Source organism: Hoeflea marina, from assembly GCF_003182275.1.
Taxonomy (GTDB): Bacteria; Pseudomonadota; Alphaproteobacteria; order Rhizobiales; family Rhizobiaceae; genus Hoeflea; species Hoeflea marina.
In genome coordinates this window covers 123,687-136,655 of sequence record NZ_QGTR01000002.1, presented here as the reverse complement: position 1 = coordinate 136,655, position 12,969 = coordinate 123,687, and the positions used below count along the sequence as shown (strand labels likewise).

The following is a 12,969-nucleotide window of genomic DNA, read 5'->3' as shown; positions in this document are numbered from 1 at the left end:
GGATTTCGCCGGAGCGTCGAAGGAGACGGGCCGGCACTTGGGAGAACGAACATGCACAACCGAAACGGACTGCCGCTTGAAGGCATGCTCCCAGCCTGCGTCTTCATGGTCGGACTGGCGGCGGCGCTCGCGCCCACGGCTGCCACGGCCGGCGACCTCTTCGAGGCCGGCGCCTTCTCGACCTATGCCGGCGACCTGGACAACGGCCGCTACATGGCCAATGCGGCGGGTTGCATGGGCTGCCATGCCTCGGCCGGCGACGTGTCCAGCCCGGCCGGCGGCGCGCGCATCGACAGCTATGTCGGCACCGTCTTCATGCCCAACATCACGAGCCATGCCAACGGCGTCGGCGGCTTCTCCAACGCCGATTACCTCAACGCCGTCATCAACGGCATCTCGCCGGAGGGGCGGCATTACCTTCCGGTCTTCCCCTACGGCGCCTATGCCGGCATGAAGCCGGAGGACGTGCTCGACATCAAGGCCTATATCGCCACGCTGGAGCCGTCCGACAACAGGCCCCCTGCCCACGAGATCTCGTTTCCCTACAACACCAATTTCTTCTGGGCGATGTGGAAGCGCGGCAATTTCGATGTGGCGGCCTTCCAGCCCGGCGACGGATCGCAGATGAGCCGCGGCCGCTATCTCGCGGAAAGCGTCGGCGCCTGCGGCCAGTGCCACACGCCGCGGACCATGGATTACGGTCTCAACGCGGAGCGGCCGCTCGAGGGCGAGATCGCGCTCACCGGCGAGGCGGCGCCGGCGATCACGCCGCAGGCGCTTGTCGCCGCGGGGCCGAAGACCTTCGCCGCCAGCTACCTCGAAAACGGCGCCCGGCTGTCGGGCAGCCCGTTCGCCTCGAGCATCAAGGCGCACATCGCCCAGGGCCATTCCGCTCTGACCGAGGAGGACCGGCTGGCGCTGACCGCCTATCTGACCGGCGAGAAGCAGGTGGCCGACAAGCCGGCGCTGCAGGCGGAGGCGAGCTGCGCGGCAGACGTCGCCGGCGGCGCGGCTCCGGTCTCCGGCCTGCCGGCCGCCGCCGACGACTTCGTCGGCCGCTATTGCCGCAACTGCCACGGCGCCGGCCAGAGCGCGCAGGGCAGCTTCCCCGCCGGCGATCTCGATTCGATCGCCCGCAACGCCGCCTTCGTCACGCCGGGGGACCGCGGCCGTTCGATGCTCTACACCAGCGTCGCCAGCGGCCGCATGCCCTACGGCCCGAAGCCTTCGGACGAGGAGGTGGAAGCGCTCGGCGCCTGGATCGATTCGCTCGGCGCGGCGGAGATCGCCGTTGCCGCGCAGGCAACCAGGCCGCCGCGGATGCGCGAGCCGCTGAGCTGGCGCGGCGAGATCGACGCCGCCATGGTCGACATCGGCGCGCTAAGCCGGGATGACCGGCGCTTCATGCGCTATTTCAGCTATCGCCAGCTCTACAACGGCTACTTTCCCTGCGAGACCGCAAAGGTGTTTGCCAGCCGGATGGAGCTGTTCTCGGCCGGGTTCAACAAGGCGCTGAACTCGGTGTCGCTGGGACCGGTGCCGGTGGTGCCGGTCGCCGTCGCCACCGGCGACGGCACCCTGGTGCGCGTCGATCTTCGCGACCTTGGCTGGGAACCCGCCAAATGGGATCTGCTGACTGCAGCATATCCTTACGGCTATGATCCGGCCAGCGACGCCGCGCTGCAAACCCTGGCGACAGACGCGAAAACGTCGCTGCCGGTGATACGCACCGGCTGGTTCATGGCCAATGCGCTGCAGCCGGAGATCTATCACGGGCTGATGGACCTCACCGACCACATCCGGGACCTCGAGGACCGGATCGGCGTCGATGTCGACGCCAATATCCGCAACCGTCGCGTCGTTCGCGCCGCCTTCGAGGAAGGGTCGTCCGGCGTCTCCGACCACAACCGCATGGTCGAGCGCCACGACGCGGCCAATGGCGGCTACTACTGGAAGTCCTATGACTTCGCCGGCAGCCGCGGCCTGCAGAGCCTGCGCCAGCACCCGCATGGTCCGGTCGATGCCGAGCCGCTGCCCGAGGATCTCGGCGCCTTCCATCACGACGGCGGCGAGATGATCTTCTCGCTCCCCAACGGGCTGCAGGGCTATTATCTCTCCGACCATACCGGCAAGCGCATCGACCGCGGCCCGACCCAGATCGTGTCGTTCCGTGAGCGCCCGATCGGCAAGGGCATCGAGGTGATCAATGCCCGGTCCTGCGTGAGCTGCCATGCCGACGGCATGATCGCCAAGCGCGACCAGTTGCGCCAGTCGATCGAGACCTCGCCCAACTTCAGCCTCGCCCAGCGCGATCTGCTGTTGCAGATGTATGTGCCGCAGGACGAGCTCACGGGCTATTTCGAGCGCGACCGGGCCGCCTTCGTCAAGGCTCTCGACCGAATCGGCGCCACCGAAAAGGCGCCCGACGGGTCGCTGAAGAGTCGGTCGGGTCCGGGCGGTGCCGAAATCATCACCTGGTTCGCCGACACGCACGAGGACGACCTCGACGCGGATCGTCTGGCAGCGGAATTCAACATGACGCCGGAAGAGTTCGAGGGAGCGATTAAGCGCGTGAAGGATCCGCATGCGCTCAGGCTGGCGCTGGACTGGCTGACCCAGCTCAAGGGCGGATCGAAGATCCCGCGCTTCGAGGTCGAGGAGCAGTATGCGGCCTTCGTCGAGCCGCTGCTCAACCTCAGACCGTTGCATCGGGACGGCGGCAGCGCGCAGCCGACCGTGCCGGAGTACAAGGACGCCGCCTATCGCGACGACGGCTACAAGCCCGCCGGCCAGGCCGCAGGCAAACTGGAAATGGCCGTCGACGTGCCGGCCACCGATGTCCATGTCAACGACAAGCTGTCCTTCACCGTCACGGCCAACCAGGCCTGCGAACTGCAGATCTTCTATGTCGAGACCGACGGCACCGTCGAGGTGATCCCGCAGGAGATGATCGGCGAGCCCTATCTGCAGCCTGGCGTCGGCAGGCGCATCCCGGATGCAAGCGTCGGCGACCTGATCTTCGACACACCGGCCTACAACGAGTCGCTGGTGCTGTTCTGCCAGGCCGGCGGACTGGGCGACGCGAGGATGAGCGCGGCCGACGCGCGCGGGATGATCGCGTCGAGCACCGAGAAACCCACCCGCGGGCTGATGATCCGGATGCACGAGAAGAACAAGCAGGCGGAAGCCAGGCTGCCGGACGCGGAGAAGGGCAAGTCGGCGCTGCAACTGGTCACGTTCAATGTCCGGGAGCGATGAGCCCGTGGCGCGGATGAATTGGCGCCGGCAGGCACCACCCGATGATCGAAGGAGAGTGCACATGAACCTGAAGTCCACCCGAGCGGGCGCGAGGCTTGCGCCGCCTGCCCTGGCGCTGTCCATCCTGCTGGCCGGCCTCGTCGCCCTGCCCGTCCCGGCCGGCGCCGACGATCTGACCGCCGCCGACATCGTGCGCAGCCTGAAGGTGGCCAAGAAGCCGAGAACCCGCTCGCTCGGCAAGCAGGAAGGCGGCGCGCCCAGCTACTCCGCCGAGGAGCAGAGCCTGATCCGGTCGCTGCCGACCCGCGGGCTGAAAGTCGCGATGAAACAGGAGATCGGCCAGATCATCGACGACCGCAAGCCGCCGCGGCTCGACATCGAGATCCAATTCGAATTCAACTCGGACGCGATCACGGCGAGCTCGATTCCCGACCTCAACGCGCTCGGAGCCGCGCTGATCGACCCGTCGCTGGAGCATGCGCGCATCATCCTCAACGGCCATACCGACGCCAAGGGCTCGAACGACTACAATCTCGATCTGTCGGAGCGGCGCGCCGTCGCGGTGCAGCACTATCTGATCTCGCACTTTCCCATCAAGGACGGCCGGCTGATCGCCATCGGTTTCGGCGAGGAACGGCTGCGAAACAGCCATGATCCCGATGCGGCGGAGAACCGCCGTGTCGAGATCGTCAACATGGGAAGCTGATGCGCGTCGAGCCGAATTACCGCTCCTGATCCGTGCCGCTCCAGACCTCGGCAGTCAAAGGGAGCAAGCCGCTCAGGCAGGAGCGGCGCCGATCGACGGCGGCGCCCGCGCGCTTGATCCCAGCGGGGGATGGATGATGCCTTAGACGATGCGGGGCATTCGCCGGGTCATCGGCAATGACGACGTTGCCGGACAAACGAACCGACAGCCGCGACGACCAGGACTGCCGCCGCATTGTCCCGGCCGCGGACCCGGTCCTAGAACGGGATTCTCACGCCCAGTGAGCCGCCATAGGCCTGGAAGTCATCCGTGCCCAGGCCATCGTAGAACACCGATCCCCTGATCCGCGTTCCGGCTCCGGCCAGTGCCATGGCCCCGCCGGCCTCGACGCGAGCACGCACCGATTCATCGGAAGACGCCAGCGTCGGATTGGTCGCCGGCGTATCGAGAAGCCTGTTGAAATCGTAGATCCCCGAAAGCTGCACGAACATCGACAGGTCGTATTCATCCTCGGACTTGACGTCGAACGTGACCTTGGGACCGAATTCGAGGCGGCCCAGATCGAAGGTCTGGCTGCCGATGCTGTTGCCGAGGGAATCGACGTAGCTTTCCTGATCCTCGCTGAAATAGGTGACGCGGGCGAACGGGTTGACGGTGACGGATCCGACCCGGAAATCGCCGGTCAGCCCCGCCTGCAGCAGGAACCGGCTGGTGTCGAAGTCGTCGGTGAACAGTCCCAGCGCGTTGACCTGGTTGGAGGACCGGCCATAGGTGGCGCGGGCATCGAAATAGAGATTCCGGTTCAGGCGGACCACCGCGTAGGGCCCGGCCATCCAGCCCACGCCGTCGGCCGCGGTGTTGGCCACCAGGTTCCTTTCGTCGGATATGTCGAGCTGGCCCGTCAGGCCGATGACCGCATCGTTCCTGATCCGGTAGTCGATGCCGGCGAAGAAGATGCCGTTGTTGCTCTCGTTGTTGCCGTTTTCGACCCGCGCATAGGTTCCCTCCATCCAGAAGTCGAATCCGGACTTCGGTGCCGCCTCCCCGGACGCGAAGCTCTCCGCGCTGTCCGACACGGTCTCCTGCTGCCCAACCGGTGCAAAGCTCAATGCTCCCGCAGACCCGCCCGCAAGGCCAAGGCCGGCCGCATAGCCCAGTTCATGCCCCCGACCAAGGGCGCCAGGGTCGGTGACGAGATGCGCAGGCGGTGCCGGGGCCGTGGTGTCATTCCCGCTCAGCCTGTTGGCGAATGCCCGCATCGAGAACTGGAAACTCATCACCTGGCTTGAGGGCGTGCCTTCGGCGAAAAAGCTGTTGGCGCCGGTCTGCAGGCCCAGACCACGGCCCTTGAGCCGGTCGACAAGATCGGGCTGCGCGGCGACGATTCGATCGGCCCGGTTGGTCACGAAGGAGGCAATCACCTCCCTGGTCTTCTGTATGTCGGCGTCTGAATCCCGCAGATTGGTGAGCGAAAACCCGACGCTCGTCAGTCCCGTGGAACTGGCGGTCACCGTATAGGAGGCAAACGAACTGCCGCCGAGATAGTCGGACGGCACGGCATTGGCCGTCATTGCGGAACTGGTCGCCTCGCCCGCCGCGTCGGTGACAACGGTTTGCGTATTCGTGCCGGTCGACGCGAACACGAGCGATGGGCCGGTGGCCGGCGCGGTGAAGGTGACGCTGATCCCTGCGATACCGTTTCCGCCTGAATCGGAGACCATCGCAACGAGCGGAGCCGCAAAGGCGGTCTCGATCTCGGCACTCTGGTTGGATCCCGAGATGGCCGCCAGACCCGCCGGCAAGCCGGCGCCCGCCGTGCCGCCGGCCGTGATATCGTAGGGGCTCTCGTCGGCATCCGTGCTGGAGAAGGACAGCTCAAAGCCAAAGGCGCCCGCCGCCGTCGGGGTGTAGCTGACCACCAGCGTCGTCGTGCCTCCACCCCCTGCCACCATCGTCGATCCCAAGGTCAGGCTGTTGACAGTCACATTGCTCTGCCCACTGACATTGCCCCCGACGGTCGGCGGCGTGATCGTCAGCGTATCGGTGCCTGAATTGGTGATCGTATAGGTCACCGTCGCGGCGGTGCCCGCGGGCGGCATGCTGCCGAAGGTGTCGGTGCCGCCATCGGCAACCGCTCCGCCCTCCGAAGACGAGACCTCGATCTCCGGCGCCCCGGTCGCCGTCCCCGAGACGGTGTAGTTGAACGGATTCTCGTCGCCGTCGTCATTGACGAAGGAGAGGCCGAAGGAGAACGCGCCGGCCAGCGTCGGCGTGTACTCGACGTCGAAGGTCGTCGTACCGCCGCCTGCGGCGACCGTGGTCGATCCGGGTGCGGCGATCGAGCCGACCGTGACATTGCTTTGTCCCGACGCCGTCGCCGTCCCGATCGTCAGGTCGCCGGTGCCGGAATTCGTCACCGTATAGGTTACCGTCACCGGGCTGCCGGCGGTCTGCGAGCCTTGCGCGTTGGCGCCGCCATCGGCGACCGCGCCGCCGATCGAGGCCGAGACCGCGATCTCCGGCGTGCCCGTCGCCGTTCCCGAGACGGTGTAGTTGAACGGGTTCTCGTCGCTGTCATCGGTGACGAAGGACAGGCCGAAGGAAAAGGCGCCGGCCAAGGTCGGCGTGTATTCTACATCGAAAGTCGTCGTGCCGCCGCCACCGGTGATGGTCGATGATCCGGGGGCAGCAACTGAATCGACCGTGACATTGCTTGCCGCCGACGCCGTCGCCCCGGCGATCGTCAGGTCGGCGGTGCCTGTGTTGGTGACCGTATAGGTCACCGTCACCGGACTGCCGGCCGCCTGCGAGCCCTGCGCGTTGGTGCCGCCATCGGCGACCGCGCCGCCGATCGAGGCCGAGACCTCGATCTCCGGAGCGCCGGTGGCGGTGCCGCTGACCGTGAAATTGAATGGATTCTCGTCACCGTCATCGGTGACGAAGGACAGTGCGAAGGAGAAGGCGCCGGCGAGCGTCGGCGTATATTCCACATCGAAGGTCGTCGTGCCGCCACCGGCTGTCACGGTGGTCGATCCCGGAGCCCCGATCGGGCCGACCGTCACATTGCTTGCCGCCGACGCCGTCGCCGTGGCGATCGTCAGGTCGGCGGTGCCGGTATTCGTCACCGTGTAGGTCACCGTTACCGGGCTGCCGGCGGCCTGGGCGCCTTGCGCGTTGGCGCCGCCGTCCGAAACCGCGCCGCCGATCGAGGCCGAGACCTCGATCTCCGGCGTGCCGGTCGCCGTGCCGCTGACCGTGAAATCGAACGGATTCTCGTCGCCGTCATCATTGACGAAGGACAGGTTGAAGGAGAAGGCGCCGGCGAGCGTCGGCGTGTACTCAACATCGAAGGTCGTCGTGCCGCCAGCGGCTGTCACAGTGGTCGATCCCGGAGCCCCGATCGAATCGACCGTGACATTGCTTGCCGCCGACGCCGTCGCCGTGGCAATCGTCAGGTCGGAGGTGCCTGTGTTGGTGATCGTGTAGGTCACCGTCACCGGACTGCCGGCCACCTGCGAGCCTTGCGCGTTGGTGCCGCCGTCCGTAACACCGCCTCCGATCGAGGCAGAGACCTCGATCTCCGGCGTGCCCGTCGCCGTTCCCGAGACGGTGAAATCGAACGGATTCTCGTCGCCGTCATCGGTGACGAAGGACAGGCCGAAGGAGAACGCGCCGGCCAAGATCGGCGTATATTGCACATCGAAGGTCGTCGTGCCGCCGCCGCCGGCGATCGTCGTCGATCCCGGGGCGCCGATCGAGCCGACCGTGACATTGCTTTCCCCCGACGCCGTCGCCGTGGCGATCGTCAGGTCGGCGGTGCCTGTGTTGGTGACCGTATAGGTCACGGTCACCGGACTGCCGGCGGTCTGCGAACCTTGCGCGTTGGTGCCGCCGTCCGAAACCGCGCCGCCGATCGAGGCCGAGACGGAGATCTCGGGCGTGCCGGTCGCCGTCCCGCTGACCGTGAAATCGAACGGATTCTCGTCGCCGTCATCGGTGACGAAGGACAGGCCGAAGGAGAAAGCTCCGGCCAGTGTCGGCGTATATTGCACATCGAAGGTCGTCGTGCCGCCACCGCCGGTGATGGTCGTTGATCCGGGTGCCGCAACTGAATTGACCGTGACATTGGTCGCTCCCGACGCCGTGGCGGTGGCGATCGTCAGATCCGAGGTGCCTGTGTTGGTCACCGTGTAGGTCACCGTCACCGGACTGCCGGCGGTCTGTGCCCCCTGCGCGTTGGCGCCACCGTCCGAAACCGCGCCGCCGATCGAGGCCGAGACCTCGATCTCCGGAGTGCCGGTCGCCGTGCCGCTGACCGTGAAATTGAATGGATTCTCGTCGCCGTCATCGGTGACGAAGGACAGGCCGAAGGAGAACGCTCCGGCAAGTGTCGGCGTGTATTCCACATCGAAGGTCGTCGTGCCGCCGCCACCGGCGATGGTCGTCGATCCGGGGGCTGCAATCGAGCCGACCGTGACATTGCTTTGCCCCGACGCCGTCGCCCCGGCGATCGTCAGGTCGGCGGTGCCTGTGTTGGTGACCGTGTAGGTCACCGTCACCGGACTGCCGGCCGCCTGCGAGCCCTGCGCATTGGCGCCGCCATCGGCGACCGCGCCGCCGATCGAGGCGGAGACCTCGATCTCCGGAGTGCCGGTCGCCGTCCCCGATACGGTGAAATCGAATGGGTTCTCGTCGCCGTCATCAGTGACGAAGGACAGGCCGAAGGAGAAGGCGCCGGCCAGTGTCGGCGTATATTGTACATCGAAGGTCGTCGTGCCGCCATTGGCCGTCACCAGGGTCGATCCCGGAGCACCGATCGAATCGACCGTGACATTGCTCTCCCCCGACGCCGTCGCCGCGGCGATCGTCAGGTCCGAGGTGCCGGTATTGGTCACCGTGTAGGTCACCGTCACCGGACTGCCGGCGGCCTGGGCGCCTTGCGGGTTGGCGCCGCCGTCCGAAACCGCGCCGCCGATCGAGGCCGAAACCTCGATCTCGGCCGCACTGATCGCTGTCCCGGAGACGGTGTAATCGAACGGATTCTCGTCGCCGTCATCAGTGACGAAGGACAGGCCGAAGGAGAAGGCGCCGATGAGCGTCGGCGTGTACTCGACGTCGAAGGTCGTCGTGCCGCCGCCGCCGGCGAGCGTCGTCGATCCCGGAGCCCCGATCGCCCCCACCGTGACATTGCTTTCCCCGGACGCCGTCGCCCCGGCGATCGTCAGGTCGGCGGTGCCTGTGTTGGTCACCGTATAGGTCACCGTCACCGGACTGCCTGCGGTCTGCAAGCCCTGCGCATTGGCGCCGCCATCGGCGACCGCGCCGCCGATCGAGGCCGAGACCTCGATCTCCGGCGTGCCTGTGGCTGTCCCCGAGACGGTGTAATTGAAGGGATTCTCGTCGCCGTCATCGGTGACGAAGGACAGGCCGAAGGAGAACGCGCCGGCGAGCGTTGGCGTATATTCCACATCGAAGGTCGTCGTGCCGCCACCGCCGGCGATGGTCGTCGATCCCGGAGCGCCGATCGAATCGACTGTGACATTGCTTGCCGCCGACGCCGTCGCCGTGGCGATCGTCAGGTCGGCGGTTCCTGTGTTGGTCACCGTATAGGTCACGGTCACCGGGCTGCCGGCGGTCTGCGAGCCCTGCACGTTGGCGCCGCCGTCCGAAACCGCGCCGCCGATCGAGGCAGAGACCTCGATCTCCGGTGTGCCGGTCGCAGTCCCTGACACTGTGTAGTTGAACGGGTTCTCGTCACCGTCATCGGTGACGAAGGACAGGCCGAAGGAGAACGCGCCGGCGAGCGTTGGCGTGTACTCAACATCGAAGGTGGTCGTGCCGCCGGCGGCAGTCACAGTGGTCGATCCCGGAGCACCGATCGAGCCGACCGTGACATTGCTTTGCGCCGACGCCGTCGCCGTGGCGATCGTCAGGTCGGCGGTGCCGGTATTCGTCACCGTGTAGGTCACGGTCACCGGACTGCCGGCGGCCTGCGAGCCCTGCGCGTTGGCGCCGCCATCGACGACCGCGCCGCCGATCGAGGCCGAGACGGAGATCTCCGGAGCGCCCGTCGCCGTTCCCGAGACGGTGTAGTTGAACGGGTTCTCGTCGCCGTCATTGGTGACGAAGGAGAGGCCGAAGGAGAAGGCGCCGGCCAAGGTCGGCGTGTACTGCACGTCAAAGGTCGTCGTGCCGCCATTGGCGGTCACTGTGGTCGATCCCGGAGCAGCGATCGAACCCACCGTCACATTGCTTTGTCCCGACGCCGTCGCCGTGGCGATCGTCAGGTCGGCGGTGCCGGTATTGGTCACCGTGTAGGTCACCGTCACCGGGCTGCCGGCCGTCTGCGAACCCTGCGCGTTGCTGCCGCCGTCGACGACCGCGCCGCCGATCGAGGCCGAGACCTCGATCTCGGGCGCGGGCGGGGGACCGAGCGCACCCGAGCCGCCGCTCTGCGAGTAGGTCACTGAAAAAGGTCCGTTGATGGCAGGGCCCGAATAGTTGCCGGAGATCGTACACCCCCCCGAACAGTTGAAGGCGGCGCTGTAGTCATTCGCCGTCCCGAAGCTGGTGCCGTCGGGAATGTTGGTCGTGCCGCCATCATGGGTGATCGAGAGGCCGGAAAAACTGCCGTTCGGGTCATTGAAGCCCCAGATATCGAAATTGGCGTTGGCCCCCGCGTTCGCAGTGATGATGATCACGTTGCTGCCGGGCGTGGCAAACTCCGTCTTGGCGCAATTGTTCAGCGTCACGTCCAGAATCAGCACCTCGGTTGTCGCTATGGTCTCGGTGCAATCATCGAATGCGGCACTGGCCGGCCGGACATCGAGACCCGCGGCGAAGGCGAAGGCAAACAGGAGCAGGGTGACCAGAATGCCGGATCCTGGCAGTCTCGGTGACGCCGGCGAGCGGAAAGGTCGCGCAATCAAGTTCATTCATTCCCCCAAGCCTCTCCCGCACAGCGGGATACCCATCCATCCCGCTTGCCCGCATGCGGGCGCGGCACTGCAAACCGGTCAGGTCAGCCGCACCAGCGGTCTGCCCGTCGAGAACGCAGCCGCGAAGCCCGGCCCGTCAGGCCATGGGTCCTGGCGGCAACGCCCGGTCCTCGTACGGCCCAGCCCGATCGCGTTCCGGGCGCAATGGTCGGTGGCGCCAATCCGGACTGCGTCCGCAGAACCCGAAGTCGCCCCGCCAAGCTGAACCGGGCAGGTGCGGCGCGAGAACACGACATTCTGCAGCATTGCCGCCAGACACTCCAGCAATGAACAGCTGTCACGTGCAAAAAACTCGCCTTTCCGCAGATTTATACCATGAATTTAAACATCTCAACCCATATATACGAATCCATTCAAGTGTTCAGTATATACAATCAGATAATTTCCATAATGAAATCAATATCTAAAATCATGTCTGTCCGAATACTGATTTAAAGACAGACTTCTGCAATCTGCAACGTCGGCCGGGAATTCAGACGTTTCCGCATTCAGAGCAAACCGCAGAAGGGTTGAGGAGGGATTCGAAAAGCAGTCGAATTGCCTGGCGACTATTTCGCGCAGACGGGTGAGGCGGTTGTCGATGTCAACCTCCTGCTGCAGGCGGTGCCGGCTTGCGATCGACCGACGCCCCGCCGCATCCGGTTTTGGATATGCAGGGCGGATGGCCCGGACCTGTTGCGGACCGCAGGTCTGGTAGGCCGCGGCTTTATTGAACCGCAGAGCGAACATGGTTATCGATCTGTTGCATCTTCCGGAGGCGGCCATTGCCATGGGACAGGCAGATCGCGACCACGTCGGCCTCCGTCACCTCCGGCACCTGGGGCACATCGCATGCGGGACCTGAATTGTCCGTCGATTGCCGGCTCATCCGGATGGTCCTCCCGCCGTCGCCGCCGCGCGCGTTCAGCATCTCGAAGAGTTCGATGACGTCGCCGCGCCGACAGAGTTCGGTACCCGGCGTCATCACCGCCGCGGCGCCGGCGGCCACGCCGAACCGGAACGCCTCGCCGACAGCCTTGCCTTCGGACAACGCCCAGACCATCGCGCCCAGGAAACTGTCTCCGGCTCCGACGGCGGAGCGCACGCGGACATGGATGGGCGGGACGCGAAGGAGGCCGGTGGATGTGGCCAGCAGCGCACCGTCCGCCCCCATCGTGACGGCCACCATCTCGGCCGCGCCGCGCGCAACAATGCCGGCGGCGGCCCGGCCGGCGCCGTCGTCGTCGAGCTGGCGGCCGACGAGTTTCTCCAGCTCACCGAGACTGGGCTTGACGAGGAAGATGCGCGACCTCTCCAGGGCCGCCTGCAGCCCTTCCCCCGACGTGTCGAGAACAAACCGGCTGCCCGACGCCGCCGCCAGCTCCGCCATGCGGACATAGGTGTCGCTCGGCGCACCGTCCGGCAGGCTGCCGCTGGCCACGACGTAGCCGCCGATATGCGAGGCGATGGCCTGGAAGCAGGGCTCGAGTTCGTCCGGTCCCACGGCCGGACCCGCGGCGACAAGGCGATATTCGAGACCGGTCTTGCGCTCCTGGACGACGAAGTCGACCCGGGTCTGTCCGGCGATGGGAAACAACCTGCGGCGCAGGCCTTCCTCCGCGAGCAACCGGTCGAGCAGAGGGCCGATCTCGCCTCCGGCCAGGAAGACGGCCTCCGCATCCCCGCCGAGCTCGGCGATGACGCGGGCGACATTGATGCCGCCGCCGCCCGGATCGTGGCGCGTGCCCGACGTCCGGACCTTGCGGGTCGGCGTGACGACATCCGTGTCGCCGGAGATGTCGACAGCCGGATTGAGCGTGATGGTCAGGATCCTGCTCATGGGCACGTGTGTGATCTCGGCAGCCCGCCGGACGGGGCGAGCCCATGTTTCGGGACCGGCAGATCCCGGCGCCGGCAGCGCGTCCGGCTGCCTCGTTCATGGCGGCAGCGCGGCGGGAACGGACCGCCATTGCTTCGCCGAAAGTCATAGGGTTTGCAAGCATCCGCCAATCCGGTCTTTTGATGCAA

General features: G+C 66.3%; 4 protein-coding genes. 2 read left to right on the top strand and 2 right to left on the bottom strand.

Going from position 1 to position 12,969, the window contains the following annotated elements:
• Positions 1-51: 51 nt before the first annotated feature.
• Both DFR52_RS07095 and DFR52_RS07090 read left to right on the top strand, forming a co-directional pair.
• Positions 52-3,258, top strand: coding sequence for a c-type cytochrome (locus DFR52_RS07095; protein WP_110031269.1), 3,207 nt, complete (start codon positions 52-54; stop codon positions 3,256-3,258).
• Positions 3,259-3,319: 61 nt separating this feature from the next.
• Positions 3,320-3,964 carry an OmpA family protein gene (locus DFR52_RS07090; protein ID WP_158284878.1) on the top strand — a complete coding sequence of 215 codons (645 nt, stop codon included), beginning with the start codon at positions 3,320-3,322 and terminating at the stop codon, positions 3,962-3,964.
• Between the two features lie 257 nt (positions 3,965-4,221).
• Here DFR52_RS07090 and DFR52_RS07085 read toward each other — a convergent pair whose 3' ends face one another.
• Both DFR52_RS07085 and DFR52_RS07080 read right to left on the bottom strand, forming a co-directional pair.
• Positions 4,222-10,899 carry a choice-of-anchor D domain-containing protein gene (locus tag DFR52_RS07085; protein ID WP_110031267.1) on the bottom strand — a complete coding sequence of 2,226 codons (6,678 nt, stop codon included), beginning with the start codon at positions 10,897-10,899 and terminating at the stop codon, positions 4,222-4,224.
• 769 nt (positions 10,900-11,668) lie between these two features.
• Positions 11,669-12,781 carry a 1-phosphofructokinase family hexose kinase gene (locus tag DFR52_RS07080; protein ID WP_110031266.1) on the bottom strand — a complete coding sequence of 371 codons (1,113 nt, stop codon included), beginning with the start codon at positions 12,779-12,781 and terminating at the stop codon, positions 11,669-11,671.
• Positions 12,782-12,969 lie beyond the last annotated feature (188 nt).